Origin of the sequence: Stagnimonas aquatica, assembly GCF_003730135.1 — a bacterium.
Classification (GTDB): domain Bacteria; phylum Pseudomonadota; class Gammaproteobacteria; order Nevskiales; family Nevskiaceae; genus Stagnimonas; species Stagnimonas aquatica.
In genome coordinates this window covers 108938-133794 of sequence record NZ_RJVO01000001.1, presented here as the reverse complement: position 1 = coordinate 133794, position 24857 = coordinate 108938, and the positions used below count along the sequence as shown (strand labels likewise).

Here is a 24857-nt window from a genome sequence, read left to right as displayed (position 1 = left end):
GGGCCTGGCTGAGGCGGCGCCGTCTAGCTGCGCATCTGCGCGACCAGCCGAGTGGGCACCCGTCGCCTCGCCAGCGCCCACAGCAGCAGCCCGCAGCCGGCACCGGAGAGCGCGGTGGCGAGCGCGAACAGCGCGCCGTAGCCGAGCGCGTCGCCCAACAGGCCGCCCACCCAGCCGGCCAGGCCGGTGGCGATGACGATGGCGCAGGCCTGTAGCGTGTAGTCGCTGCCGGCGTGCTGGGGATCACTGGCGTCCATCATCAGGGTGAACAGCGCCACCGTCGCCATGCCGCCCAGCACATGTTCCAGGGTGACTGCGCTCTTCAGCAGCCATTCGCCGCCGGGGCCGTAGGCGTGCAGGGCGTAGAGCGCCACCGCTGCGGTCTGCGCCAGACCGCAGTAGAGCAGGGCGCGGCGGCGGCCCAGGCGGTCGGCGGCCAGGCCGCCCAGCAGCGCGCCGAGCAGGCCGCCGCCGGAGCCGGCGATGCCGGCCCAGAGGCCGATCTCGGTCTTGCTCCAGCCGGCATCCACCAGATAGGGCTTCACCATCGCCGAAGCCATGCTGTCGCCGAACTTGTAGGCCACCAGCCAGCACAGCAGCGCCGCCATGCCGGGCAGCCGCAGCCGCGCCCAGATCGCCGGCAGGGGATTGGCGCCGGGCGCGCGCCGTTCCAGTGGTGGTAGCAGGCGCTGTTCGGGGAAGCGCAGCACCGGCCAGAGGCTCAAGCCCAGGAAGGCCGCCATCGCCAGGAAGGCCGCCGCCCAGCCCAGTTGGTCGAGCACGATCATCAGCGCGCCGCCGCCCAGCACCATGCCCAGCCGGTAGCCGCCGACCTGCACGGCATTGCCCAGGCCGCGTTCGCCCGGTTGCAGAAGGTGCACCGCCAGGGCGTCGCTGGGCACGTCCTGGGTGGCGGCGAACAAGGCGCAGAGCACGATGGCGATCTTCAGCCAGAACAGTTTCTGCTCCGGGCTGCCGTCCACCGCCGCCAGCGCCACGGCGGTGAGGATGGTCGCCAGTTGCAGGGGGATGATCCAGTGCTTGCGCAGGCCGTGGGCGTCCACCCAGGGTGCCCACAGCCACTTCAGCGCCCAGGGCAGGAACAGCAGGCCGGAGAGGCCGATGCGCGACAGCGAGACGCCGTCCTCGCGCAGCAGCACCGGCAGCGCCTGGGTGAAGAAGCCGAAAGGCAGACCCTGGCTGAAATACAGGGCGAGCAGCAGCGTCCACTTCTGGGGTGGGCTCATCGGGCGCGGAGTGTCGGTTTCAGGTCTTGCGGGCGAGGGCGCGGCGCATGGCGGCGAAACGCCGCTGCTCGCTGGCATCCAGCGTCGGGTAGCGCAGGTCCAGGCCGCGCAGGGTCTGTACCACGATCTCGGCGATGGCCATGCGCATGTAGCTCTTGGAGTCGGCGGGGATCGCGTACCAGGGCGCGCAGGGGCGGCTGGTGGCGTTCAGGGCGTCCTGGTAGGCGCGCATGTAGCGGTTCCAGTGCTGGCGCTCGCTGACATCGCCGCTGTTGAACTTCCAGTTCTTCGCCGGCTCGTCGAGTCGGGCCAGCAGGCGCTGGCGCTGCTCTTCCTTGCCGACATGCAGCCAGAATTTCAGGATCACCGTGCCATTGCGCGCCAGGTGCTTTTCGTAGTCGCGGATCGACTCGTAGCGGTCGGCCCAGAGCTGCTTGAGCGGCGGCATCGGCTGCGGCAGCCGCTGCGCCTGGAGGAACTCGGGATGCACGCGCACCGCCAGCACCTCCTCGTAGTAGCTGCGGTTGAACACGCCGATGCGGCCGCGCTCGGGCAGGGCCAGCGTGGTGCGCCAGAGGAAGTCGTGCTCCAACTCGCTGCTGCTCGGCTGCTTGAAGCTGGTCACCTGGCAGCCGGCGGGATCGACGCCGGAGAGCACAGCGCGGATGGTGGAGTCCTTGCCGGCGGCATCCATGGCCTGGAACACCAGCAGCAGCGAGCGGTGGTCGTGGGCGTAGAGGATGTGCTGCAAGCTCGCCAGCTCTTCCACCAGTTCCGCCAGCCGCGCCTGGCGGCCGGCCTTGTCGAGGCTGTCCTTGGGCGGCCGGGTCGGCGCCTTGGCGACTTCGAAGCCACCGTCGTAGGGCACGCGCCAGGGGCTGTCGGGAGCGCTGAAGGCTTTCATCCTGTGGGGGCGGGTTTAAGGGCTCACGGCCAACGCTGGCACGCTGTCGCGCCAGCCGCAAGGGTCAGCGCGACGGGATCACGTAGAGCAGTACCGCGAAGTAGTGCAGCGCCGAGCCCAGCAGGGTGAACAGATGCCAGATCGCGTGGTGGTAGCGCATCTTGGTTTGCAGGTAGAAGCCGACCCCGGCGGTATAGGCGCAGCCACCGGCGATCAGCAGCCACAGTCCTTCGCGCGGCAAGCCGTCGGAAAGGCGCGACATCAGCGGCAGCGCGCCCCAGCCCAGGGCCAGATAGATCCACAGTGCGATGCGCTCGTGGGTGTCGGGTGCCAGTACCCGGAAGGCGATGGCCGTGAGCGCCACCGTCCAGGTGGCGATGAACAGCGTCGGCCCTAGCGGACCCTCGACCACCAGCAGGCAGAACGGCGTGTAGGTGCCGGCGATCAGTACGTAGACGAAGGCCTGGTCGATGGCGCGCAGCACGTCCTTGGCGGTCGGCAGCAGCGACAGCGGCACGCTGTGGTAGATCGCCGAGGCCAGATAGGTGAGCAGCATCGCCATGCCGAACATGCTGCAGGCGACGACGTGCAGGTACTCGCCGTACATCGCGGCGCGGGCCGCAAGCACCGCCAGTCCGCCGATGGCCAGCAGCGCGCCCAGACCGTGGCTGACGCTGTGGGCGATCTCCTCCTCGGCCGTATAGGCGGGCGGGGTGCTGAGACGGCGGGTCTGGGGAAGGTCGGCCATGCGCAGACCCTAGCGCAGGCCCGGACGCCGGCGGACGCGGGACTACCAACGGCGCTTATCCGCCGCCAATCGCGCCGGAGGGGATCACGTAGAACAGCACCGCGAAGTAGTGCAGCACGCTGCCGGCCAGCACGAACAGATGCCAGATCGCGTGGTGGTAGGGGAGTTTTTCCCAGGCATAGAACACCACGCCCAGGCTGTAGGAGAGTCCGCCCGCCAGCAGCAGCCAGAGGCCACCGGCCGGCAGCGCTGCCAGCAAGGGCTTGATCGCCAGCACCGCGCACCAGCCCATCGCCAGATACACCGCCAGCGACAGCGCCTCGTAGCGGCCGGTGGTGAAGATCTTGAACACCACGCCGACTGCCGCCAGGCCCCAGGTCAGTGCGAACAGGCTCCAGCCCCAGGGACCGTGCAGGGTCACCAGGGTGAATGGCGTATAGGTGCCGGCGATCAGCAGGTAGATGCAGCAGTGGTCGATCACCCGCAGCACCTGCTTGCTGCGCGGCAGCGGAATGCTGTGGAACAGCGCCGAGGCGGTGTACATCAGGATCAGGGTGGCGCCGAATACGCTGGCCGAAACCACATGCCAGGCATTGCCGTAGAGCGCCGCCTTCGCCACCAGCACGGCGAGCCCGGCGATGGCGGCGAAGGCGCCGACGCCGTGGCTGAGCGCGTGGGCGATCTCCTCGCCGAGGCTGTAGATGCTGTCCGGCAGGGTCACCCGTACCCGCGCCGGTCGCGCGGGAGCGGGGCTGGCCTGCCGGCGCATGCTAGGCGGCGACCACGCGCAGCGTGGTGCCTTCGATGCCCACCACCTTCACCTTGGCGCCGACCGGCAGATCAGGGCCCTGCACGCGCCAGACGCCGTCCTCGACGCGGGCCTTACCCACACCTTCGGTGATCGGCTCGACCAGCACGAACACCTGGCCGAGGTAGCCGCGCCCGCGCTGGTTGAGGCCGTGCTCCACCTGCTCGCGGTCAGCCGGGCGGAAGCGGAACCACAGGCCCACCGCCGCGAACGACAGCACCGCGAACAGCACCACCTCCACCTGCCAGTGCAGGCTGGGAATCAGCCAGGCGGCGGCGCCGGTGACGAAGGCGGCCAGGCCCAGCCAGAGGCAGAAGGTGCCGGGCAGCAGGATCTCGGCGATCAGCAGGCCGAAGCCGAGTACCCACCAGTGCCAGAAGACCAATGCGTCCATGAGCGTCTCCGGTTCAGGTCTGCGGCTTGCCCGCGTCCTTGGCGAGCTGCGCGATGCCGCCCAGCGCGCCGATGATGCTGGCGGCCTCCAGCGGCAGATAGACCGTCTTCTGGTTGGGCGAGAGCGCCATTTCCTTCAGCGCTTCGGTGTACTTCTGGGCGATGAAGTAATTGAGCGCCTGCACATCGCCCTTGCCCACCGCCTCGCTGACCATGATGGTGGCGCGCGCCTCGGCCTGGGCCTCGCGCTCGCGGGCGTCGGCGTCGCGGTAGGCGGCTTCCTTGCGGCCCTCGGCGTCGAGGATGGCCTGCTGCTGCTCGCCCTCGGCGCGCAGGATCTGCGACTGCTTCTCGCCCTCGGCCTTGAGGATCGCCGCCTGGCGGAAGCCTTCGGCTTCGAGGATGTTGGCGCGCTTGTCGCGCTCGGCTTTCATCTGCCGGGCCATGGAATCGACCAGATCCGCCGGCGGGCGGATGTCCTTGACCTCGATACGGGTCACCTTGATGCCCCAGGACGAGGTCGCCTGGTCGATCACCGCCAGCAGCCGGGTGTTGATGTGGTCGCGCTGGCTGAGCAGCTCGTCGAGATCCATCGAGCCCATCACCGTGCGCAGATTGGTCTGGGTCAGGTTGAGGATGGCGTATTCCAGCTGCTGCACCTCGTAGGCGGCCTTGGGCGCATCCAGCACCTGGAAGAACACCACGCCATCGACGCCGACCATGGCATTGTCCTTGGTGATGACCTCCTGGCTGGGCACGTCCAGCACCTGCTCCATCATCGACAGCCGGCGGCCGATGCGGTCCACGTACGGCACCAGCCAGTGCAGGCCGGGGGTGAAGGTGGCGCGGTACTTGCCGAAACGCTCGACGGTGTATTCCATGCCCTGTGGCACGGTGACCACCCCCTTGTAGAGCGTGACGGCGGCGAAGATCAGAAATGCGATGGCGAAGGCGGACATGACGGCTCTCTGTTGGAAGCGGTACCAGGACAGCATCCTAGCGTGTCAACCGGATGGCAGTCGGTGGACTTGTGTGGGCAGGAGCGGCTTCGGACGCCCTCCAGCCTCTCACCGTCACAGGAGCATCGCATGGACCGCAAACCCGTATTCCACCTGGCGCTGGCCTTGAGCGCCGCGCTGCTGGCGCCTTTGGCGCAGGCCCAGACGCCGGTCGAGAACCGCGCCGGACGCATCGACCAGCGCCTGGATCAGCGCGGCGAGCGCCAGGAGCAGCACGCCGACCAGCGCGGCGAGGTCATCGACCAGCGTCTGGACCGCCGTGGCGATGCGGTGGAGCAGCACAGCGACACCCGCGCCGAGCGTCTCAACGCCAACGGCCACGAGCAGGCCGCCAGCCGGATCGACCAGCGTGGTGAGCGCTACCAGAGCCGGGTGGATGAAAAGGGCGACCGCGTCGACGCGCGCCTGGATCAGCGCGGCGAGCGCAAGGAAACCCGGCTGGACAGCAAGGGCGACCGGGTGGTGCAGCGTGCAGACCGTCGTGCCGACCGCCGCCACCGCGATTGACGCGCGGGTGACTGCCAGCGCCCGGTCGCGGACTTCGACGCTCGCCAGCTTCCTGGCCGGCGTCGAGCGGCGGGCGCTGCGCATTGCCCAGCTCGGCACCGGCGGCGACGCCGACGAGGCCCTGGACTGCGTGCAGGAGTCGATGATCCAGCTCGCCCGCCATTACGCCGACCACGATCCCGCCGAGTGGCCACCGCTGTTCTACCGCATCCTCGACAACCGCCTGCGCAAGTGGCGCTACAAGCAATTGCTGCGCGGCCGCTGGCTGGGTCAGCGGCAGTTCGACAACGAGGACGAGGAGGAATCGGCGCTGGAGCGCCTGCCTGCGCCCGAGTCCGAGCGGCCGGAGACGTTGGTCGCTGGCGCGCAGGTACGGCAGCGGCTGCGGCGGGCGCTGCAAAATCTGCCGCACCGGCAGCGTCAGGCCTTTCTGTTGCGGCATTGGGAGGGGCTCTCCACCAGCGAGACCGCCCAGGCCATGGCCTGTAGCGAGGGCAGCGTCAAAACCCATCTGTCGCGGGCGATCAGCGCCCTGCAAAGCCTGCTGGCGCAGGAAGGACTGCAAGCATGAACCGCCCAACCGAGCCGCACGAGCCGCCGCCGCCGGGTACCGAACCGGTGCTGCGCGCGCTCGACCACTGGCAGGACGAGATCGACCCGGTGCAGCGTGCGCGCTTGGCCGCCGCCCGCCGCCGCGCGCTGACCGTCGCCGAGGCCCAGCCCCGGCGCGCCTGGGTCTGGCTGGCGCCGGCGCTGGCCACTGGCCTGCTGCTGGCCTTCGGAATTGGCTTCTGGCCGCAGGCTCCATTGCCGAGCGCGCCGCCGACGCCGGCCATCGAGGAACTGGCGGTCGGCCTGCCGACGGCCGGCGAGGAGCCCTTGCAGGACGAAGACCTCGAATACCTGCTCTGGCTCGCCGCCGACGATGCCGCCTGAGGCCGCCATGAACGCGCTTCCGAATTTTCTCCGCCGCGCCTGGCCGCTGGCGCTGCTGTGCATCGCGCCGACGCTCTGGGCGCAGGACTGGAACCAGCTCAAGCCCGAGCAGCAGCAGGCCTTGTCCGAGTTCGCCGCCGGTTGGGACAGCCTGCCCAGCGACCGCCGCGAGCAACTGTTGCGCCGTGCCGACCGCTACAACGCGCTACCACCCGAGCAAAAGGAACAGCTCAAGGAAGGGCGCCAGCGCTGGCAGTCGCTGAGCCCCGAGGAGCGCGAACGCCTGCGCGGCTTCGTGCGCGAGTTCCGTGAGCTGCCGCCGGAACGCCGCGCCGAGATCCGCGAGCGCTTCCGCGCCGCGCGGCAGTTGCCGGAGGCCGAGCGCAAGAGCATCCGCGACTGCGCGCGCGGCAAGACGCCGGAACAGGCCGCCGACTGCCTGCCGGCGGCGCGCAAATGAGCCGCGCGCCTTCGTGCCGCGCGGCGCTGCTGGCGTTGGTGCTGGCCGGGGCGCCGGGATTCGCCACCGCCGGCGGCGACAGCGGCGGCCGTCGGCACCTGCCCGTGGGCGAGACCCAGCGCAGCTACCTGATCCGCGTGCCGACCCCGCTGCCGAGTGGGCCGCTGCCGCTGGTGCTGATGCTGCACGGCGGCGGCGGCAATGCCGACAACGGCGAGCAGATGAGTGGCTTCACGCCCATTGCCCAGCGCGAGGGCTTCATCGTCGTCTACCCCGACGGCAGCGGCCGTTTCGAGGAGCGCCTGCTGAGCTGGAACGCGCGCCATTGCTGTGCCTACGCGATGGAGCACCGGGTGGACGATGTCGCCTTCATCCGCACGCTGATCTGGCAGGTTGCGCGGGACTATCCGGTGGACCCCCGCCGAATCTATGTCACCGGCATGTCCAACGGCGGGATGATGAGCCACCGCCTGGGCATCGAGTTGTCCGACACCGTCGCCGCGATCGCGCCGGTGGTGGGCACGCTGTTCGGCGACGAAGCGCTTCCGCACCAGCCGGTGTCAGCACTCATCATCAACGGTGGCACCGACCGCATGGTGCCGCCGCAGGGCGGTGCGCTCGGCGGACGCTTCCCCGGCGCCTGGGACGGCACGCCGCTGCGGCCGGCCGGCGAGCAGGGCGCCTTCTGGGCGCGCGCCGATGGTTGCGAGGCGGCGCCCGAGGTCCAGGTGCAGGGCGGCGTGCAGCACTGGCGCTATCGCTGCCCGCAGGGGCTGGCGGTGGAGCGCTATCTGATCGAGGACGCCGGCCATGCCTGGCCCGGGGGACGCGCCGGCCGCCGCCGCGCCGAGGCGCCCAGTCAGGCCCTGAATGCCAGCGAGACCATCTGGGCGTTCTTCAAGGCGCATCCGAAGGCGCCGTAGCTCGCAACGCCCTGGGGCGACTCGTTGGGCGCGAGGAGCGGAAGTTAGCGGCGCACCGCCGCTGCCAGCGCCCGGATGCGTTCCACCATCGAGTAGAAGCCGTTGCGGCGGTTGACGGTGATGTTGCTCTCCAGCCCCAGGCGCTGGAAGCTGCCGGCGATGTCCAGCGCCAGGATTTCCCCGGGCGTCTTGCCGTTGACCAGTGCCATCAGCAGCGCGATCAGCCCCTTCACCAGGCTGGAGTCGGAATCGCCGTTGAAGCGCATGCGGCCGTCCGACTCCAGGCCGCCGACCAGCCAGACCTGCGACATGCAGCCGCGCACCTTGGTCTCCTCGTTGCGCTCGGCCTCGGCCAGCGCCGGCAGCTTGCGGCCGAGGTCGATGAGGTAGGAATAGCGCTCCTCCCAGTCGCCCAGCAGCTCGAAGGTTTCCGCGAGTTCGTCGATGTCCATAATCTCGTGAGGCGTGAGGCGTGAGGCGTGAGGCGTGAGGCGTGAGGCGTGAGGCGTGAGGCGTGAGGCGCGGCACTATACTCGCGTCCCGCAAAATCCCTGACCGACCCGTCCATGTCCCGTATTTCCGGCCGCACCCCCAGCCAGCTCCGCACTGTCCGCATCGAGCGCCGTTTCACCAAGCATGCCGAGGGCTCGGTGCTGGTCTGCTTCGGCGACACCCAGGTGCTGTGCACGGCTAGCGTCGAAGAGCGTGGTCCGGCCTGGAAGAAGGACGGCGGCTGGGTCACCGCCGAGTACGGCATGCTGCCGCGCGCCACCCACACCCGCAGCAAGCGCGAGGCCGCCAGCGGCAAGCAGAGCGGCCGCACCCAGGAGATCCAGCGCCTGATCGGCCGCAGCCTGCGCGCCTGCGTCGATCTCGATGCCCTGCCGGGCCTGACCATCACCATCGACTGCGACGTGCTGCAGGCCGACGGCGGCACCCGCACGGCGGCGATCACCGGCGGCTATGTCGCCCTGGTCGATGCCATCCGCGCCATGCAGGCCAGGAAGCTGATCAAGAAGGACCCGCTGCATGGCCAGATCGCCGCGATCAGCGTCGGCATCGTGAAGGGCACGCCGGTGCTCGACCTCGATTACAACGAGGACAGCGGCTGCGAGTGCGACATGAACGTGGTGATGAACGAGGCCGGCCAGTTCATCGAGGTGCAGGGCACCGCCGAGGGCCATGCCTTCCGGCGCGAGGAGCTGGACCAGTTGCTCGACCTCGCCACTCTCGGCATCCGCGAGTTGATGGAAGCGCAGCGCCAGGCGCTGGGCGTCTAAGGCTCTTTGTTTCGGGGCGGGCGCTGCTGGCTGCTAGCGCTCGGACAAATGCAGCGCGGTCGCGCACTGCCGGCGGTGGCGTTCGCCGGCTTCCCAGGCGGCGATCAGCACCAGCACCGCGCTGGTCGCCAGCGACAGCCACAGCGGCGCGAGATGCGAGGCCAGTGGCAGCAGCGCCGCCAGCGCCAGCAGGCCGAGCAGGCAGGAGCGCGGCAGTTGTCCGCCGATGGTCCAGCGGAACAGCAGGCTGCCCAGCAGGTACAGCGCCGTGCCGCCGAGGATGGCGGCGGTGGCGGCGCCGCTGGCATGGCCCAGCGGATGGGCCAGCACCATCTCGTCGGCCACCGCCGTGACGACGATGCCCGCCACCGGCAGCAGGTGGATGTAGGTGTAGACCAGGCGTGCCAGCCGGCCCGGATCGCGGGCCTGGGCGATGCGGTGGCTGCCGGTTTCCGCGATGCTGTCGAAGTACAGCCACCACATCGCCAGGCTGCCGACGAAGCTGGCCAGGAAGGCGCCAAAGGTCGCCGCCGACCAGGGCATCTCGGCGAAGGTGGCGCCGGTGACCAGCACCGATTCGCCGAGCGCGATGATGATGAACAGCGCGCAACGCTCCGACAGATGACCGCCCTCGACGTTCCAGTCGGTGGACTCCGAGCGGCCCAGGCCCGGCACCCAGAAACCCAGGGAGGGCGAGGCGTATTCCAGTGCCAGGCCGAGGCTCCAGAGTAGTAGCCGGGTTTCGCCCTCGGCGAAGGCGCCGGCGATCCAGAAGCTGCCGCCCAGACTCAGCCAGACCAGGATGCGCTGGAAGTTGCGCACCATGCCCGCCTGGCCGCGCACCGCCCACAGGAAGAACAGGCTGCGTCCCACCTGCATCGCCACGTAGGCGAGTGCGAACACCAGTCCGCGCTCGCCGAACGCCTGCGGCAGCGAGGACGACATCAGCAGGCCCAGGCCCATCAGCACCAGCAGCGCCAGCCGTACCGGTAGCTTCTCCGGGTCCAGCCAGTTGGTGACCCAGGAGGTGAAGATCCATACCCACCAGACCGCCAGCATCAGCAAGGCGGTCTGCGCCAGGCCCAGGGGCGTGAGATGCGCCAGCAGCGTGTGCGAGAGCTGGGTGATGGCGAACACGAACACCAGGTCGAAGAACAGCTCGACGAAGCTGACCTTGCCGTGCTCCTGCGCCTTGCGGACCCGCAGCAGGCTGCTGGCCATCACAGCGAGCCGCGTGACAGCCGGCCGCCGGCTTCCACCCAGGAGAGCAGCAGCAGGCCGCCGATGGCCGCGAGGTTTTTCAGGAAGTGCAGCAGTTGCGCGTGCAGCTCGATGCCCTGCTGGCTCCAGAACGGGTGCGAGAGCACCGCGTCGATGGCCAGGAAGGCTGCCATCAGCAGCGCCAGCCAGCGCACCCGCCAGCCGACGGCGATGCCGAGGCCGGCCGCCAGCTCGAAGGCCGAGAAGGCCAGTGCGCCCAGGGTGTAGTCGCTGCCGCCACCGTCGATCAGCCCCAGTCCGATCAGCAGGCGCGCACCCCCCAGGCCGATGAAGACGCTGGCCAGCAGGACGCGGGCAATGAGGTAGCTGCTATGGCCGGGCATGGCGGGTGTCCCTGGAGTGTCGGTGCGGACGCAGTCTGGCAAATGCGCGCGGCGCTGCAAACCGCAGGCGCCTCACTGGCGCTCGGACAGCAGCCGCGTCAGCAGCTCGATCTGCTCCTGCTGCTTGCGCAGCAGCGCTTCGAGATGCTCGCTGCGCAGGGCGTCGAGCTTGTCGTGCAGGGCCATGATCTCCAGCTCGGACTTGAGATTGACCGCGTAGTCGTGCTCGGCCATCTGACGGTCCTTCGCCGACTGCCGGTTCTGGCTCATCATGATGATCGGCGCCTGGATCGCCGCCAGCATCGACAGCATCAGGTTGAGAAAGATGTAGGGGTAGGGATCGAACGCGGTCTTGCCCAGCACTTCGGTGTTGAGCAGGGTCCAGCCGAGCAGCACGGCGCCGAAGATCAGGATGAAGGTCCAGGAGCCGCCGAACTCCGCCACCCGGTCGGCCAGCCGCTCGCCGAAGCTCGACTGCCGGTCCAGCACCTGTCCGGGGTCCTCGCTCAACGCCTCGTGGCGGTTGGCGTGCGCCAGTACGCGCCGCTCGGTGTTGCTGAGCTGGTCGGCGCGGCGGCCAAACCAGCGGGCGGCGGATTGCAGGTAGTCCAGCGGCTGCGGACGGCTCATGGCGACTCCGGGTTCGTGCGAAGGAAAAAAACAGAACGGCGCCGACCCCTGGAGGTCGGCGCCGTCAGTCTAAGGGGCCTGGTTCAGCCGAGATCGACCGGCACGAACAGTCGGGCCTCGCCGCGCTGCACCAGCAGCGCCAGGTGCTTGGCAGCGTGGTCGGTGATCGCCTTGAGGTCGGCCGCGCTGCCCACCGCCTTGCCGTTGGCGGCGAGCACCACGTCGCCGGGCTGGATGCCGGCTTCGGCCGCCGCGCCGGCCACGTCCTGCACCAGCAGGCCGCCCTCGCTCTCGATCTGCTTCTGCTCGTCCTTGGTCAAAGGCCGCACCGAGAGCCCGAGCTTGCCGGCGGCGGCGCTGTCGGCGCTGGCGACCTCCTGGGCGCCCATGTCGGCGAGCTGCACCACGACTTCCTTGGCCTTGCCGTCGCGCCAGATGCCGAGCTTGGCCTTGGTGCCCGGCGCCAGCCGCGCCACCTGCGCCGGCAGCTCCGAGGACTCGTGGATGTCGGTGCCGTTGAAGCTCAGGATCACGTCACCCGACTTCAGCCCGGCTTCCGCGCCGGGGCTGTCCTTCTGCACCTGCGCCACCAGCGCGCCTTCCGGCTTGGTCAGGCCGAAGCTCTGCGCCAGTTGGCCGTCGAGCGGCTGCACGGTGACGCCGATCCTGCCACGCGCGACATGGCCGCTGGTCTGCAACTGCTGGCTGACGTTCATCGCCACGTCGATGGGGATGGCGAACGACACGCCCTGATAGCCGCCGCTGCGGGTGTAGATCTGCGAGTTGATGCCGATCACCTCGCCGTTGAGATTGAACAGCGGCCCGCCGGAATTGCCGGGATTGATCGCCACGTCGGTTTGCAGGAAGGGCACGTAGCTGCCGTCCGGCAGGGTGCGGCCCTTGGCGCTGACGATGCCCTGGGTGACGCTGTTCTCGAAGCCGAACGGCGCACCGATGGCCACCACCCACTCGCCGACCGCGACATTGTCGGGGTTGCCGAGCTTCACGGTGGGCAGATCCTTGGCGTCGATCTTCAGCACCGCCACATCGCTGGTCTCGTCCTGGCCGATCACCTTGGCGGTGAACTCGCGGCGGTCCACCAGCTTCACGGTGACTTCCTTGGCGTCGGCGACGACATGGGCATTGGTCAGGATCACGCCGTTGCTGCCGACGATGAAGCCCGAGCCCTCGCCGCGCAGCAGCTGGCCCGGCACGCCGCCCTGGCCACGCCAGCGCGGCATCTGGCCAAAGCCGAAGAACTGCGAGAGCGGATCATCGCCTTCGCCGAAGCCGGGCGGCAGGCCCTGCGGCGCGCGGCTGGAGGTCTTCACGGTCTCCTTGGTGGTGATGTTCACCACCGCCGGTCCGTACTGCTTCACCAGCGCGGCGAAGTTGGGCACCACCATCTGCGGCGTGCTGCTGGTCAGCGAGGGCAGCGTGCCGGCGGTGGGCATCGCCGCCTCGGCGTGGCTGTGAAAGCCCAGTGCCAGGACGGCGCCCACGGGAGCCGCGAGTGCGGCGCCCAGGGCGGCGGCGGCCATGGGTTTGCGGACGAAGGTCGGTAGGTTCATTGGGCATCGGCTCCTGTCTCTCGCCCGGCGGGATGCCGGGGCTGAGCAGCACGATGCGCGGCCAGATTTAGGAAACCGTTAAGGCCTTGCGGCTGCCCCGGCGCGGCGGCCGGGATTGCGGCGCTCGCCATTGCTCCGCCGGCGTGCAGGCCCGGCTCAGAGCATCCGTTCGTTGGTCAGCGGCTGCGCCAGGATCCACAGCCCGGCGACGGTGAACGCCACCATCAGCAGCAGCATCGGCAACTGGCTCAGCATCGCCTGCCGGCGGTCGGGCCAGAGACGCAGGGCGATGCGGTGAGCGACGGCGACGCTGAGCACATGGCCGAGCAGGATCAGCCCGACCTGGGTGTGCCAGACCGTGCCCATCGCCGGCAGGATCGGCGCCCGCAGCCACTGCGCGCTGCCGAACAGGTTCCAGCCCCAGCCGAAGGGGTCGGAAAACAGGCTGACGATCTTCAGGCCCTGGGTGAGCAGCAGGGTCGAGTAATGGGTGGCGTGGTAGACCAGCGCGATCGGCAGCAGGCTGTAGCCGAAGTCCAGCGCCAGCGCGCGTAGCGGTCGCGTGCTGCGGGTGAGCCGCTTGGCCAGCCACAGGCAGGCCAGGTAGGCGGCGAGGTAGAGAAAGGGCGAGACCAGCAGCCAGAACAGCTCCCAGCGGATGTACCAGGGCCGCAGCAGCGCGATGGCGCTGATCGGCGGGCTGCCGGCCAGCGCGGTGATCCAGCCGCTGGTGTCGCGCCAGAACAGCCAGACCCACCACTGCGTCGCGCGCAGGCCGTCGAAGGCGGTGGTGGAAAGCATCGCCAGCGCGAAGCACACCGTGCCCAGGTTCTGCGGGCGCTCGTGCAGCAGGCCGCTGAACGGCCAGCGCAGCCGCAGGCGGCCGCGTCCGCCGGTCTGTTCGGCGGGCTGGTAGTCCAGCGGTGCCATCAGCGCGACCAGACGCAGGAACACCGAGAACAGCTCGCAGTGCCGGAACCAGGCGCCGGCACCGACCAGCCAGACGCCGAACAGGTTGAGCGCGCTGTAGGCGAGCAGGGCCAGCGCCAGCGAGGGCGGCTTGCTGTGGCCGAACAGCTCGTAGGCGATGAAGCCCAGGTAGAGCGCCAGCGCCGGCCAGTCGCCCCAGGCCTCGCGGTAGCGCAGCCGTCCGCGCGCGTAGCCACGCCAGACGCGCGCCAGCAGTCCGGTGAGCACCCGCCAGGGGTTGAGCGCCGCGTAGAAATCGCCGAGCAGGGCGGTGAGGTAGGTGATCGCCAGCACGAACACGACCCAGAAGAAGGTCATGCTGAAATTGCGGTAGGGGTCGCGGTTGCCGAACAGCCCGCTGGCGATGCACAGCAGCAGCAGGCCCAGGCTCAAGGCCGCCAGCGCCGGGCGGGCGCGGCGCAGCCAGCGGCCGAAGGCCTGTCTGCCGAGATCGCGGCTGCCGCCCTCGCGCACCGCCGCCGGGGCGCTGGCGAAGTAGGCGGCGAGCAGGAAGGACAGCAGCAGCGCCGCCGAGGCCGCCCAGGCATAGAGCCAGAACGGCACCGGCAGGTTGTAGAGCCGGCCGAAGCCGTGCGCGCCGGCCGGCAGCGGCGCCAGCAGCACCGCCAAGCCGGCGAGCCTCCGCCGCATCCTCACCGTGGTCGGAGCTACGGCGTCGGCAGCTTCTGCGCGTCGGCCGAGGCCTTCTCGGTCTGCTCCCAGAGTTGCAGGAAGGCTTCCGCCGAGTTGTAGAGCGCGCTGGTGGTTTCTTCGCCGCCTTCGATGCGGGCCTCCTCGACGAAGTCGGCGACCAGGCCGTAGTTGGACATGCCCTCCTCGTCCATATTCCAGGCCTTGCCGCCGGGGATGGCCAACTGCTGGACGCTGATCGGCTTGATGCCGGCGGCGGCGTACTGCGGCCCCCAGCCCGGGCCCTGGAACAAGGTGAAGGGAAAGTGCACCGGCTCGCTGCCGGCGCCGCGTGAGCCGGCGAGATTGCGCAGGCCGTTGGCGTCGGCGCCGTAGCCCACCGACAGCGGCCGCTTGGTGCCGGAGGCCTGCCAGATCGGCTTGACCTTCTGCACGAAGGCGGCGAAGTCCTTGCCGTTGGGCAGGGCCGGATAAATGATGCCGCCCTGGCGGAAGATCTGCTCCGCCTGCGCGTTGCTGATCCCGCCGTGACCGCCGTGGCCGGAGATCATCGGGTAGCTCGGCGTGGTCAGCGCGCCCTGGTCGAGCATGTACTGCTTGCTCTTGATCTCGGCGTGGTCGATGTCGAGGATGAAGCCCTTCTTCATGATCTTGTCGATGGCGTACTTGCCGAGATCGGTCACGGTGCGGGCATTGCACTGGCGACCGGGGCCGTAGACCGGCAGCACGCCGCCGGTGGTGGCGATCAGCAACTGCGTGACCGGATCATTGAACTGGGTCAGCGTCGCGGTCTCCAGCACCGCGCCCGCCTCGTAGAAATAGGTCGGGCCTTCGCCACCGTTTTCGCAGGGGTAGGTCTTCCAGAAGCCCAGGGTGTTGGTGAAGCCGACGTAGTTCAGGATCGAACTGAAGATGCCGGTGCCACCCAGCGCGCTATCGACATCGTGGTAGGGGAAGACCTGACGCACGCCCAGATCCCAGACCTCGTCGATCTCGCGGTCGATGTCTTCCTTGGTGCAGTCGCTGACCTCGCCGATGCCGGGCAGGAACTGCACGCGGCAATGGAAGATGTTGGCGAACTCCAGCCCCGGGATCACCGCCAGCTTGCCGTCGCCGACCACGCGGCGTGCCTCGGCCGGGTCCTTGACGATGCGGAACCAGCCCTTGCCGGGGCCGCCTTCCTGGGCGTCGATGTACTTCTCGATGTCGTAGAGGTATTCGACCTGCCTGGTGCCGACATCCATGTCCACGCAGGCCGCCGTCTTGTCGCCGAAGGTCAGCTTGGCGATGTTGCACAGCGCCTCGATGGTGGTGCCGTGGACGGTCATGGTGCGCAGGCCGGCCTTGTAGGCCCGCTCCACCCACTTGTAGTACATCTGCTGGTGCAGCTGCGAGTCGTGCTTGGGCCAGTCGATGAAGGTCGGCCAGCCGACAGTGTCGTGGGTCTGCAACGGGTTGGTGTCGAGGATGATGTTCTCGGCGCTGAGGATGCCCTCGGGGCCGTGCATGGCGATGCAGTTCTTCAGTGCTTCGGGTGCGCCGAAGCGGTCCACCGCGTGGCCGTACATCACGCCGCCGGCCGAGGGGCCACGGTCGCCGCTGCCGTCGGACATGTCTGAGCCCATCGACATGTGCGCGTGCACCTCGGCGAAGCCCAGTACCGGCTTGCCGGGCGCCGGGCCGCTGAAGGTCGGGCCGTCGATGCCGACCGGCATTTCCGGATACTCGGTGCAGCCTTGCGCGGGCTCGAAGCTCAGCGTCGCCGGAGCGCTGCCCAGCACCAGCTTGCCGTCGGCGGCGACGCCCAGACTCTGGCCGAGCGTGGTCGCCGAATAGCGGCCGGCGTCGCCATCGAGAGTCCAGTCGGAGCCGTCGGCCGGGCTGGCCGCCGCGCTCACCGCCGAACGGTTGCCAGTCATCAGGTTCTTGTCGGCGGTGTAGAACAGGTAGCGCCCCAGGCCGGCCGGCTTCATGTAGAAGCGCTCGGCGGCGCTGGCATCCTGGCCGTTGGCGAGGAAGCTGGCGCCGCTGCGCACCGCGTAGGCGCCATCGGCCTTCATCACGAAGCAGCGGTTGGCGAGGTCGTAACGGCTCACCACCGGTCCGCTCGGCCCCGGATCGACGCTGGCCGGCGGTTGCGAGGAGCCGCAGCCGAGCAGTGCGCTGGCGAACAGCAGGGAGGTCAGTTGGCTAAGGGGGGCAACACGGCGCACAGGCTCTCTCCGGCCGGGACTTACTTCGACGATCTGCACTGATTGTCACGTTACGGTAACGTCAGTTCCGGGGGGCGCGAAGTGGTGAAATTCGCTCTGGCTCGGTCGGGGGCGGTCCGATATTCCTTTTTGCGAAGGGGCTGATGGCGCCGCCGGCAGCCCCGTCGGCATCGGGCGACGGCGGCCGATCATTGCTGCTCCGCCTGCGGGCTGCCTTCGGTCCGAAACTGCCGGTACTCTGCGAGCTGCCATCCACGACTCGCGACCCGCGCCCTCCGGTGACTCTTATGCCTGAATCCGATCGCCCCGACGACGACCTGGCCGGTTTGCTGCGCGAGTTGCAGGGTCGCTCCCCGCCGGATGCCGCCGCGCGGCTTGCTGACGAGCCTCCGGCGCGTATCGAAGCGGCTCTCGCGGCGCTGGGCCCGGCGTCGGCGGCGCGCATCGCGGCGCAACTGCCAGGGGCCATCGAGGAGGCCGGCGAAGTCGCCGAATTGCCGGGCGTGGTCTCTGAGCTGATGGAGCCGCCGCGCGGCGCGCTGCCGCAGGAAACCACTGTCGCCGACACCATCGTCTGGCTGCGCGCGCAGCCGGAGCCGCAGCAGCTCACCTATCTCTACGCCCTCGACGCGGCGCAGCGCCTGGTCGGCCTGGTGGTGATGCGCGAGCTGCTGCTGGCCGAGCCCGGCCAGACCCTGGCGCAGGTGATGCTGCGCGAGCCCTTCCGGCTGGCGCCGGAGACGCCGGTGGGCGAGGCGGTGGCCGCCACCGTGCGCCGCCACTACCCGGTCTACCCAGTCTGCGACGAGGCCGGGCGGCTGGTCGGCATCGTCCGTGGCTGGAAGCTGTTCGAGCACCAGGCGCTGGAACTCAGCGCCCAGTCCGGGCGCATGGTCGGTATCGACAAGGAGGAGCGGGTTGGCACGCCGTTCTGGGCGGCGTTCCGGGCACGCCATCCCTGGTTGCAGATCAATCTGCTGACCGCCTTCCTGGCCGCCTTCGTGGTCGGCGCCTTCGAGGACACCATCACCCAGATCGTCGCGCTCGCCGCCTTCCTGCCGCTGCTCGCCGGCCAGAGCGGCAACACCGGCTGCCAGGCCCTGGCGATCAGTCTGCGCGGGCTCACGCTCGGTGATTTCGACAGCCTGCCGCTGGCCCGGCTGCTGACCAAGGAGGCGCTGCTGGGCGCGCTCAACGGCCTGCTCACCGGCCTGGTGGCGGGCGCGGCCATGTGGTGGACCGCCGGTGGTCTCGACGGCAATCCGCAGGCACTGAAGCTGGCGCTGGTGATCGTGCTGGCGATGACCGGCGCCTGCCTGGTCTCCGGCCTGTTCGGTGTGCTGGTGCCGCTGGCCCTGCGCCGCTGCGGCGCCGACCCGGCGACGGCTTCCAGCATCTTCCTGACCACCGGCACGGACATCGCCGGCATGGGGCTGATGCTGGTGCTGGCCACCGCGCTGGTGCTGTGAGGCGTTTCGGTCCGGCGGCGCCAGCGGATGGCGGCCGTGGCGCGGCTCGCAGTGCGCCGAACCCTGACTGCGGGAGTCGGCTGCGATGACACCGACGCCGCTGCTGATCGCCGCCCTGACCGTCTGCGGCTTCGGCACCGCCTTCCTGTCCGGGGTCGCCGGTCTGGGCGGCGGCACCATCCTGATTGGCGTGCTCTACGCGGTGGGGATGGCGCCGGCCGAGGCGGTGCCGCTGTTCGCCGCCGTGCAGCTGGTCTCCAACTCCTCGCGCACCGTCGCCTATCTGCGCCATGTCGAGTGGCGCGCCGCCGGTTGGTTCGCGCTGGCGGCGGTGCCGGCGACCTTCCTGGTCGCGCCCTACGCGGCGGCGGTGGATGGCGACTGGGTGCGGCTGATCCTGGCGCTGCTGATCCTCGCCTCGCTGGCGCCGGGGCAGTCCGCGCGCGCGCCGCTGCCGCCCCGCGCCGCCTACCTGACCGCCGGCCTGCTCAACGGCGCGCTGGGGATGTTCGTGGGCGCCACCGGCCTGTTCGTCGGCCGCCTGTTCTTCCGTCCGGAATGGGCCAAGGAAACCACCATCGGCACCCTGGCGCTGACCCAGGTGATCGGTCATGGCCTGCGGGTGATCGCCTATGGTGCGGTCGGCTACTCGGTGTTTTCCCAGCCCTGGCTGCTGGGGCCGCTGGCGGCCTCGGTGGTGGCGGGGACCTGGGCCGGCAAGCGCGCCAACGCCCACATTTCCGAGGCGCATTTCGCGCGCCTGTTCAGCCTGATCCTGCTCCTGCTCGCCGCCAAACTGCTCTACGACGGCCTTACCGGAATCCTTTCGACATGGAACTGAAGCTCACCGCCGCCCAGCTCGAACAATTGCTCAACAGCGCCTTCCCCAGCGGCAAGGGCGACAATCCGCTGCTGGTCGAGGAAGTCCGCCCCGGCGCCGCCCGCATCCGCATGCGCTACCGGGAATGGATGCAGCGCCCGGGCCGGGTGCTGTCCGGCCCGACCCTGATGGCCGCCGCCGATACCGCCATGTACGTGGCGGTGATGGCGCACATTGGCCCGGAGCTGATGACGGTGACCGCCGACATGAATCTGCGCTTCCTCAACAAGGGCGCGCTCGGCGATGTGGTGGCCGAAGCCAGTATCCTCAAGCTCGGGCGCCGGACCGTGGTGATGGAGGTGCGGGTCTGGTCGGCGGCCGCGCCGGATACCCTGGTGATGCACGCCAGCGGCAGTTACGCGATACCTTCGCCCAAGTCGCCTGCCTAGTCCGCTGAACCGGTCGGCGGCTACGCCTGTCCGCCGGGAAAGCGGATTTCACTGTCGGGCGTCAAAATTCCGACACCACTGAACGATGGATGGAAGCCGCCGTGACTTCAAAGACTTTGCATCCACGTGCACCGCGCCACCGCCAGGCTGGCGCGGTCGCGGTCTTCGCGGCGCTCACCCTGGTCGCGCTGCTGTCGGCACTGGCGCTGGCGGTGGATGTCGGCCGGCTCTACTACGCGCAACGTGATACCCAGCGGCTGGCCGATGTCGCCGCCCTCGACGCCTCGCGGGTGGTCAGCGGCTGCGCGTCCAGCTCCGGCGTGCCGGGCTCCAAGGCGCAGGCCCTGGCCGAGGTGATGGCCAGCCTCGCGCGCAATTCCAGCAGCACCAAGGACTACACGGTCAGCGTCCAGATCGGCCGCCAGCTGAGCAATCCCGGCGGTCTGCGCGGGTTCCAGGAACTCGGTGACGGCGACGACCGCCTCGACGCGGTGCGGGTGCGCATCAGCCGCCAGCAGCCAACCCGGATCTTCCCGCTGGTGACCGGCAACCGGGACGCCAGCCTGACCGCCGTGGCGGTGGGCAGCCAGCAGGCGGTGGGCGCGTTCAATGTCGGCAGCGGCCTGCTCAGCCTCAATACCCAGCAGTCGGCCCTGCTCAACCCGCTGCTGCGCGCGCTGCTCTGCCCGAATGGCGGCGCGGCCTGTACCGCAGGCATCAACCTCACCGCCGCCGACTACGCCGGTCTGGCCAATGCCCATGTCTCCTTGGGCAATCTGCTGGCCGGCGCCACCGAGCTGGGCCTGGGCGTGCAGGATGTTTCCGATCTACTCAATCTCCAGTTGACCCTGCCGCAATGGCTGGGCGTGGTGGGCAACGGGCTGGAATTCGCGCTCACCGGCACCGGGAACCAGGTCAGCAGCGGCGTTTCGGGGCTGGTGCAGGGACTGGCCGGGGTCGCTGAGAGCAACGGCGCCGTCTTCGGCTTGGGCGAGCTGCTGAACATGACCGGGCTGGCGCTCAACCAGCCGGTCAGCGATTTGCTTGCCGCGCTGCCCTTCATCGACGGCATGACCCTGCTGAATGCCTTGGGGCAGGCGGCCACGGCGGCGGCCGCTGGCGGGCCTTCCTCCGTGGCGATTCCCGGGCTGGGCCTATCGGTGCCCGGTGTTGCCGATGTCAAGGTGTTCCTGAAAGTGGTCGAGCCTCAGCAGCCAGGGCTGGGTGCGGTGGGCTCGGAAGGCGCGGTGGCGCGGACCGCGCAGGTGCGTCTGCAGATCCGCATCAGCGCCGGGCAGTTGCTCAATGGCCTGAAGGCGGCGCTGGAGGCCTTGATCAACTCTCTGCTCGGGATATTGGCCATTCTCGGTGTACATAGCAGCGTCGCGATCTTGCCCAGCAGCCTGAATCTGGGCGTCGATGTCGACGTGGCCTCCGCCGAAGCCCAGCTCGAGGCGTTGCAATGCCCTCGCGCCTCCAGCAACAACGGTCATCCCATCGCCTCGCTCAGCGCCAGCACTGCGGTGGCCGATGTGCAGGTCGGCACCTTCAGCGGCACCGCCACCGCCGCTAACCCGCAGACCCTGAGCCCGACCGGCAACCTGCCGCTGGCGACGGTGGCGGTCAATGCCGGCTTGTTGGGCAGCACCAATCTGGCGCTGGGCCTGGAGCTGACCTCGGTGAGCGTCGGCAGCCAGGGGCAGCGCACGCTCAGCCCGATCAGCAGCTATACCGAACGTGATCCCGGCACCGACTCCGGCCCGCCCTACTACCAGGCCAATAACCCGGTCAGCAATATGAATCCGCAGACCATCGGCTCGCCGGTGAACGTCGGCGTGCACCTGGGTGTCACCAGCCAGCAGACCGGCAGCGGCCTGGTTGGCGGTCTGGTCGGCCTGGTCAGCAGCATCGTCAACAGTGTCAACACCGTGATCCTGGCGCCGCTGCTGACGCTGGTGAACTCGCTGGCGACGGCGCTGATCAATCCGCTGCTGCAACTGTTGGGTGTGCAGCTGGGCACTGCGACGGTGACCATGGAGGCGGTGACCGTGAATCAGCCGCAGGTCATCAGCCAGTCGCTGACCGAGGTGGAAAACTGAGTGGCGGCGGCCGGCGCACTCGCGCCGGCCCAGGGTCAGCCCCTGCGGGTCTTCAGCCGCAACTGACCGGCAGTTTTTCCGTGTGCGCCTTCAGCTCGCGCCAGCGCTGCGTCGCTGCTGGCGCAGCCGGACTGCGCGGGTGCTCGCGGCTGAACTGCTGCAGCTCGCGTACCACGCCGGCGCGATCACCGCAGGCACAGGTGCCGAGCGCGAACACTTCCTCGAAGTCCTTGAGCATCTGCTGGACGCTGGCGCGATAAGCCTCGGGGTAGGTCTTGGCGTAGCGCAGCCAGTCGCCGTACAGGCGGTTGAGCAGGCCGTCGCCGTACTTCACGCAACCCACCACCAGCGCGCGCGGCTGCATGTACACCGGGAACAACTGCTCGCCCCAGTAGGCCTGGTAGAGCGCGAAGTAGGCCTGGTCGGCGGGCCGGCCATGGGCGGCGGCGAGCGCGCTGAAGAAAGCCGGCAGCGGCTGCACGAAGATTTCCATGCCGCGCTGCAGATGGATGCCGCGCAGGCGCGCTTGCAGGGCGCTGAACTCGGGCTCGCTGTAGCGCTCGATCACCGCCTCGCCGCCCATGTCGGCCGGGATGTCCATCAGCGCACCCTGCACCGCCTCGGCCTTCTCCAGCAGCGGCTCCAGCGACTGCGGCGCGGTGGCCGCCTCGACGCGCGCCAGTTCGGCCAGGTAGTCCTGCTCGGCCTGGCTGGCGGTCGGCGCGGGCGTGGGCGTCTGCGCGGCGGCGGGCAGACCGAGGGCGCAGAGCAGGGCGAAGGCGGCGAGGGGGCGCTGGGACATGGACAGACTCCGGGTCAATCGGCCAGGGCGCGGCCGCGGGTCTCGATCACCCAGGGCATCAGCAGCAGGCCGATCAGGGGGATGAAGCCGACGTAGAACAGCACGCTGAGCGCGCTGCTGGCCGCCGCCGCACCCTGGCTGGCGATGGCGCCGACCAGGAAGGGACCGCCGGCGGCGATGATGCGGCCGATGTTGTAGCAGAAGCCGGCGCCGGTGCCGCGCAGGCGGGTCGGGAACAGCTCCGGCAGGTAGTAGGTGAAGCTGCCGAACACGCCGAACACCGACAGGCCGATCACGAAGTAGCCGTACAGCCGCCATTGCGGCGCCAGGTCGAGGCCGAAGGTGGCCAGCACTGCCGCCGCCGACACCGCCCAGTAGATGCTGAACATCGCCTTGCGGCCCAGGTACTTGCTGGCCGGGATGGTGAGCAGGGTGCCGATCAGGCCGCCGAGATTGAAGTAGGTCGCGGCGAGCGTCTTCCAGTGCTCGACCATCGCGCGGGTGGCGGCGGCATCCAGACCCAGCGACTCGGCGTTGGCGCGGCCCAGGCCGGCGGCGACGGTGGGGATGAAGGCATTGCAGCTCCACCAGGTGAGCAGGGCGATCACCGCCATGAAGAAGCCGGAGCGGGTCAGCTCACGGACCCCGGGGGCGAACAGCTCCGAGAGCTTCGGCGGGGTGCTGACGGCGGCGACCGCCTTCCAGCGTTCCGGCTCGTGCACGAACAGCCGCACCAGGAAGGCAACCACGGCGGGAATCAGGCCGAACAGGAAGACGTAGCGCCAGCTGGTTTCGGGGGAGTCCTTGAACCAGTTGCCGGCGACTTCCATGTTGACCCAGGTGGCCAGGAACAGGCCCATCGGCGCCGCCGTATAAAGCAGCGCGCCGGCCTCGACGCGCTTCTCCTCGGGCACCGCCTCCGCGACCATCGCCGCGCCCGCCGCCCATTCGCCGCCGATGCCCAGGCTGGCGATGATGCGGAAGGCGATCAGCATCTCGATGTTCTGCGCGAAGGCGCAGGCGGCGGTGCCGAAGGCGTACATCGCCATGGTCAGCAGCAGGGTGCGGGTGCGGCCGATGCGGTCGCAGACCCAGCCGAACAGCACGCCGCCGACCGCCCAGCCGATCAGCAGGATGGAAGTGAGCACGCCGGTCCAGTACAGGGTGGCGCTCTTGGCTGCCGGCGAACCGATCTCCAGACCCAGCAGGGTGGGCACGCAGTTGGGCGCCACGTAGTTGAACAGCAGGCCATCGAAAACGTCGAAGCCCCAGCCCAGCCAGGCGGCGAACAGCACGGTCCATTGATAGCGGCTCAAGCCCAGCATCGACGCATCTCCTCTTCGCGAAAGCGTTCTATTTTTTGGTTGCGGCGGCGAGCTTACAGCGGCAGCGGCGCCTGGTCGCGGTGCCATTCCAGAATGCGCCGGTACTGCTCCGGGTCTTTGACGTGCACCACGTCGCCCTCGCGCGGAAAGGTCCAGTCGTAGAGCCGCGACAGATAGAAGCGGAAGGCGGCGGCGCGCAGCACCAGCGGCCAGGCGGCGCGTTCGGCGGCGTTCAACTCGCGCGAGCCGCGATAGGCCAGGGTCATCATCTGCCAGCGCGCCGGGTTGGGGCGGCCGTCGGGATCGGTGCACCAGTCGTTGAGCGTCACTGCCAGGTCGTAGGCGAGGGCGTCGGTGCAGGCGTAGTAGAAGTCGATGACGCCGGTGAGGCGGTCCTCGACGAACAGCACGTTGTCGCGGAACAGGTCGGCGTGGATCACGCCCTGCGGCAGCGTCGCCCAGTCGAGCTGCGCCTGCGCCGCCAGCTCGCTTTCGATCAGCGCGCGCTGCGCGGCATCGACTCTCGGCAGCAGGGTTTCGGCGGTGGCCTGGCGCCAGGCCGGGCCACGGGTGTTGTCGGCGCGGCCGGCGAAGGACAGGCCGGCGACGTGCAGCTCGCCCAGCGCCCGACCCACCGCCTGGCATTGGGCGATGTTGGGGAACAACACGCTCTGGCCGACCAGCCGGCGCACCAGGGCCGCCGGCTTGCCGTTGAGGCTGGTGAGGTTGGCGCCCTCGCGGCTGCGTGCCGGCATTGCGCTCGGATAGCCACGGCCGGCGAGATGGTCCATCAGGCCGAGGAAGAACGGCAGGTCTTCGTGGTTGAGCCGCTCGAACAGGGTCAGCACCCAGCGGCCGTCAGTGGTATCGACGAAGTAGTTGGTGTTCTCCACCCCTTCGCCGATGCCCTGATAGCCGATCAGCTCGCCCACCGGGTAGGCCTTGAGGAAATCGCGCAACTCGTTGTGGCTGACCTTGGTGAAGACGGACATGAGGAAGGGGCGGGCGAGGGGAGGACGCCGCCGCGCGC

The 24857-nt window shown here is 69.4% G+C and carries 26 protein-coding genes; 10 read left to right on the top strand and 16 right to left on the bottom strand.

The annotated features are described in order from the left end of the window. Positions 1 to 23: 23 nt before the first annotated feature. The 6 genes from ED208_RS00600 to ED208_RS00575 all read right to left on the bottom strand — a co-directional run bounded on the left by ED208_RS00600 (position 24) and on the right by ED208_RS00575 (position 5059). Positions 24 to 1247, bottom strand: a complete 1224-nt coding sequence (locus ED208_RS00600; RefSeq protein ID WP_123209923.1) for an MFS transporter — start codon at positions 1245 to 1247, stop codon at positions 24 to 26. A gap of 19 nt (positions 1248 to 1266) precedes the next feature. After that, a complete protein-coding gene (locus ED208_RS00595) occupies positions 1267 to 2151 on the bottom strand; it encodes a polyphosphate kinase 2 family protein (RefSeq protein ID WP_123209922.1) in 885 nt (294 codons plus the stop codon). Between the two features lie 64 nt (positions 2152 to 2215). Then, positions 2216 to 2899, bottom strand: a complete 684-nt coding sequence (gene trhA / locus ED208_RS00590; RefSeq protein WP_123209921.1) for a PAQR family membrane homeostasis protein TrhA — start codon at positions 2897 to 2899, stop codon at positions 2216 to 2218. A 55-nt stretch (positions 2900 to 2954) separates the two neighbouring features. Further along, positions 2955 to 3668, bottom strand: coding sequence for a PAQR family membrane homeostasis protein TrhA (trhA, locus tag ED208_RS00585; protein ID WP_123209920.1), 714 nt, complete (start codon positions 3666 to 3668; stop codon positions 2955 to 2957). A gap of 1 nt (position 3669) precedes the next feature. After that, positions 3670 to 4101, bottom strand: coding sequence for an NfeD family protein (locus ED208_RS00580; RefSeq protein ID WP_123209919.1), 432 nt, complete (start codon positions 4099 to 4101; stop codon positions 3670 to 3672). Positions 4102 to 4114: 13 nt separating this feature from the next. After that, positions 4115 to 5059 carry an SPFH domain-containing protein gene (locus tag ED208_RS00575; protein ID WP_123209918.1) on the bottom strand — a complete coding sequence of 315 codons (945 nt, stop codon included), beginning with the start codon at positions 5057 to 5059 and terminating at the stop codon, positions 4115 to 4117. A 129-nt stretch (positions 5060 to 5188) separates the two neighbouring features. Between ED208_RS00575 and ED208_RS00570 the strand changes: the two genes are divergently transcribed. The 5 genes from ED208_RS00570 to ED208_RS00550 are packed head-to-tail and all read left to right on the top strand — an operon-like array spanning position 5189 to position 7945. Continuing rightward, on the top strand, positions 5189 to 5626 hold the full coding sequence (locus ED208_RS00570) for a hypothetical protein (protein ID WP_123209917.1): 438 nt from the start codon (positions 5189 to 5191) through the stop codon (positions 5624 to 5626). Further along, positions 5589 to 6197, top strand: coding sequence for an RNA polymerase sigma factor (locus ED208_RS00565; RefSeq protein WP_199720465.1), 609 nt, complete (start codon positions 5589 to 5591; stop codon positions 6195 to 6197). Before ED208_RS00570 ends, ED208_RS00565 begins: the two co-directional genes overlap by 38 nt. Continuing rightward, positions 6194 to 6562 carry a hypothetical protein gene (locus ED208_RS00560; RefSeq protein WP_123209915.1) on the top strand — a complete coding sequence of 123 codons (369 nt, stop codon included), beginning with the start codon at positions 6194 to 6196 and terminating at the stop codon, positions 6560 to 6562. Before ED208_RS00565 ends, ED208_RS00560 begins: the two co-directional genes overlap by 4 nt. Positions 6563 to 6569: 7 nt before the next feature. Then, positions 6570 to 7022, top strand: a complete 453-nt coding sequence (locus tag ED208_RS00555; protein WP_158608378.1) for a DUF3106 domain-containing protein — start codon at positions 6570 to 6572, stop codon at positions 7020 to 7022. After that, positions 7019 to 7945, top strand: a complete 927-nt coding sequence (locus tag ED208_RS00550; RefSeq protein ID WP_123209913.1) for a CE1 family esterase — start codon at positions 7019 to 7021, stop codon at positions 7943 to 7945. Before ED208_RS00555 ends, ED208_RS00550 begins: the two co-directional genes overlap by 4 nt. A gap of 44 nt (positions 7946 to 7989) precedes the next feature. Here the strand turns inward: ED208_RS00550 and ED208_RS00545 are convergent, their stop codons facing one another. Continuing rightward, positions 7990 to 8397, bottom strand: coding sequence for a SufE family protein (locus tag ED208_RS00545; RefSeq protein WP_123209912.1), 408 nt, complete (start codon positions 8395 to 8397; stop codon positions 7990 to 7992). Between the two features lie 114 nt (positions 8398 to 8511). On the opposite strand from ED208_RS00545, the gene rph reads away from it, so the two are divergent. Then, positions 8512 to 9225, top strand: a complete 714-nt coding sequence (gene rph, locus ED208_RS00540; protein WP_123209911.1) for a ribonuclease PH — start codon at positions 8512 to 8514, stop codon at positions 9223 to 9225. Positions 9226 to 9258: 33 nt separating this feature from the next. On the opposite strand, the gene ED208_RS00535 is transcribed toward rph, so the two are convergent. The 6 genes from ED208_RS00535 to ED208_RS00510 all read right to left on the bottom strand — a co-directional run bounded on the left by ED208_RS00535 (position 9259) and on the right by ED208_RS00510 (position 16863). Then, complete coding sequence (locus tag ED208_RS00535) at positions 9259 to 10446, bottom strand: low temperature requirement protein A (protein WP_123209910.1); 1188 nt, start codon at positions 10444 to 10446, stop codon at positions 9259 to 9261. Further along, a complete protein-coding gene (locus ED208_RS00530; protein ID WP_123209909.1) occupies positions 10446 to 10829 on the bottom strand; it encodes a hypothetical protein in 384 nt (127 codons plus the stop codon). The genes ED208_RS00535 and ED208_RS00530 overlap by 1 nt, the downstream gene beginning before the upstream one ends. 72 nt (positions 10830 to 10901) lie before the next feature. After that, positions 10902 to 11459, bottom strand: coding sequence for a DUF1003 domain-containing protein (locus ED208_RS00525; protein ID WP_123209908.1), 558 nt, complete (start codon positions 11457 to 11459; stop codon positions 10902 to 10904). Between the two features lie 83 nt (positions 11460 to 11542). Further along, the gene (locus ED208_RS00520) at positions 11543 to 13030 is read right to left on the bottom strand and encodes a DegQ family serine endoprotease (protein ID WP_199720464.1); all 1488 of its coding nucleotides are present in this window, start codon (positions 13028 to 13030) and stop codon (positions 11543 to 11545) included. A gap of 156 nt (positions 13031 to 13186) precedes the next feature. After that, positions 13187 to 14650: a hypothetical protein gene (locus ED208_RS00515; RefSeq protein ID WP_123209907.1), complete on the bottom strand. Its 1464-nt coding sequence runs from the start codon at positions 14648 to 14650 to the stop codon at positions 13187 to 13189. Positions 14651 to 14667: 17 nt separating this feature from the next. Further along, positions 14668 to 16863 carry a peptidase M19 gene (locus ED208_RS00510; RefSeq protein WP_123209906.1) on the bottom strand — a complete coding sequence of 732 codons (2196 nt, stop codon included), beginning with the start codon at positions 16861 to 16863 and terminating at the stop codon, positions 14668 to 14670. 287 nt (positions 16864 to 17150) lie between these two features. On the opposite strand from ED208_RS00510, the gene ED208_RS00505 reads away from it, so the two are divergent. From ED208_RS00505 to ED208_RS00490, 4 genes are all read left to right on the top strand, one after another. Further along, positions 17151 to 18332, top strand: coding sequence for a magnesium transporter (locus ED208_RS00505; protein WP_123209905.1), 1182 nt, complete (start codon positions 17151 to 17153; stop codon positions 18330 to 18332). 85 nt (positions 18333 to 18417) lie between these two features. Next, entirely contained in the window at positions 18418 to 19173 is a 756-nt protein-coding gene (locus ED208_RS00500) for a sulfite exporter TauE/SafE family protein (RefSeq protein WP_123209904.1), read from the top strand. Further along, complete coding sequence (locus ED208_RS00495) at positions 19164 to 19601, top strand: PaaI family thioesterase (protein ID WP_123209903.1); 438 nt, start codon at positions 19164 to 19166, stop codon at positions 19599 to 19601. Before ED208_RS00500 ends, ED208_RS00495 begins: the two co-directional genes overlap by 10 nt. Before the next feature lie 101 nt (positions 19602 to 19702). After that, entirely contained in the window at positions 19703 to 21700 is a 1998-nt protein-coding gene (locus ED208_RS00490) for a pilus assembly protein TadG-related protein (protein ID WP_158608377.1), read from the top strand. A 52-nt stretch (positions 21701 to 21752) separates the two neighbouring features. On the opposite strand, the gene ED208_RS00485 is transcribed toward ED208_RS00490, so the two are convergent. The 3 genes from ED208_RS00485 to ED208_RS00475 are packed head-to-tail and all read right to left on the bottom strand — an operon-like array spanning position 21753 to position 24819. Beyond that, a complete protein-coding gene (locus tag ED208_RS00485) occupies positions 21753 to 22502 on the bottom strand; it encodes a hypothetical protein (protein ID WP_123209901.1) in 750 nt (249 codons plus the stop codon). Between the two features lie 14 nt (positions 22503 to 22516). After that, positions 22517 to 23827: an MFS transporter gene (locus ED208_RS00480; protein WP_123209900.1), complete on the bottom strand. Its 1311-nt coding sequence runs from the start codon at positions 23825 to 23827 to the stop codon at positions 22517 to 22519. Positions 23828 to 23880: 53 nt separating this feature from the next. Beyond that, positions 23881 to 24819, bottom strand: coding sequence for a homoserine kinase (locus ED208_RS00475; RefSeq protein WP_123209899.1), 939 nt, complete (start codon positions 24817 to 24819; stop codon positions 23881 to 23883). Positions 24820 to 24857 lie beyond the last annotated feature (38 nt).

What these genes read in the sequence shown, in the direction of transcription:
- ED208_RS00595 (WP_123209922.1), bottom strand. Translation starts at nt 2,151, where the DNA reads ATGAAAGCCTTCAGCGCTCCCGACAGCCCCTGGCGCGTGCCCTACGAC.
- ED208_RS00520 (WP_199720464.1), bottom strand. Translation starts at nt 13,030, where the DNA reads ATGAACCTACCGACCTTCGTCCGCAAACCCATGGCCGCCGCCGCCCTG.
- ED208_RS00485 (WP_123209901.1), bottom strand. Translation starts at nt 22,502, where the DNA reads ATGTCCCAGCGCCCCCTCGCCGCCTTCGCCCTGCTCTGCGCCCTCGGT.
- ED208_RS00505 (WP_123209905.1), top strand. Translation starts at nt 17,151, where the DNA reads ATGCCTGAATCCGATCGCCCCGACGACGACCTGGCCGGTTTGCTGCGC.
- trhA (WP_123209921.1), bottom strand. Translation starts at nt 2,899, where the DNA reads ATGGCCGACCTTCCCCAGACCCGCCGTCTCAGCACCCCGCCCGCCTAT.
- ED208_RS00535 (WP_123209910.1), bottom strand. Translation starts at nt 10,446, where the DNA reads ATGGCCAGCAGCCTGCTGCGGGTCCGCAAGGCGCAGGAGCACGGCAAG.
- ED208_RS00475 (WP_123209899.1), bottom strand. Translation starts at nt 24,819, where the DNA reads ATGTCCGTCTTCACCAAGGTCAGCCACAACGAGTTGCGCGATTTCCTC.
- ED208_RS00495 (WP_123209903.1), top strand. Translation starts at nt 19,164, where the DNA reads ATGGAACTGAAGCTCACCGCCGCCCAGCTCGAACAATTGCTCAACAGC.
- ED208_RS00550 (WP_123209913.1), top strand. Translation starts at nt 7,019, where the DNA reads ATGAGCCGCGCGCCTTCGTGCCGCGCGGCGCTGCTGGCGTTGGTGCTG.
- ED208_RS00580 (WP_123209919.1), bottom strand. Translation starts at nt 4,101, where the DNA reads ATGGACGCATTGGTCTTCTGGCACTGGTGGGTACTCGGCTTCGGCCTG.
- ED208_RS00555 (WP_158608378.1), top strand. Translation starts at nt 6,570, where the DNA reads ATGAACGCGCTTCCGAATTTTCTCCGCCGCGCCTGGCCGCTGGCGCTG.
- ED208_RS00515 (WP_123209907.1), bottom strand. Translation starts at nt 14,650, where the DNA reads ATGCGGCGGAGGCTCGCCGGCTTGGCGGTGCTGCTGGCGCCGCTGCCG.
- ED208_RS00600 (WP_123209923.1), bottom strand. Translation starts at nt 1,247, where the DNA reads ATGAGCCCACCCCAGAAGTGGACGCTGCTGCTCGCCCTGTATTTCAGC.
- trhA (WP_123209920.1), bottom strand. Translation starts at nt 3,668, where the DNA reads ATGCGCCGGCAGGCCAGCCCCGCTCCCGCGCGACCGGCGCGGGTACGG.
- ED208_RS00560 (WP_123209915.1), top strand. Translation starts at nt 6,194, where the DNA reads ATGAACCGCCCAACCGAGCCGCACGAGCCGCCGCCGCCGGGTACCGAA.
- ED208_RS00500 (WP_123209904.1), top strand. Translation starts at nt 18,418, where the DNA reads ATGACACCGACGCCGCTGCTGATCGCCGCCCTGACCGTCTGCGGCTTC.
- ED208_RS00525 (WP_123209908.1), bottom strand. Translation starts at nt 11,459, where the DNA reads ATGAGCCGTCCGCAGCCGCTGGACTACCTGCAATCCGCCGCCCGCTGG.
- ED208_RS00545 (WP_123209912.1), bottom strand. Translation starts at nt 8,397, where the DNA reads ATGGACATCGACGAACTCGCGGAAACCTTCGAGCTGCTGGGCGACTGG.
- ED208_RS00480 (WP_123209900.1), bottom strand. Translation starts at nt 23,827, where the DNA reads ATGCTGGGCTTGAGCCGCTATCAATGGACCGTGCTGTTCGCCGCCTGG.
- rph (WP_123209911.1), top strand. Translation starts at nt 8,512, where the DNA reads ATGTCCCGTATTTCCGGCCGCACCCCCAGCCAGCTCCGCACTGTCCGC.
- ED208_RS00570 (WP_123209917.1), top strand. Translation starts at nt 5,189, where the DNA reads ATGGACCGCAAACCCGTATTCCACCTGGCGCTGGCCTTGAGCGCCGCG.
- ED208_RS00575 (WP_123209918.1), bottom strand. Translation starts at nt 5,059, where the DNA reads ATGTCCGCCTTCGCCATCGCATTTCTGATCTTCGCCGCCGTCACGCTC.
- ED208_RS00530 (WP_123209909.1), bottom strand. Translation starts at nt 10,829, where the DNA reads ATGCCCGGCCATAGCAGCTACCTCATTGCCCGCGTCCTGCTGGCCAGC.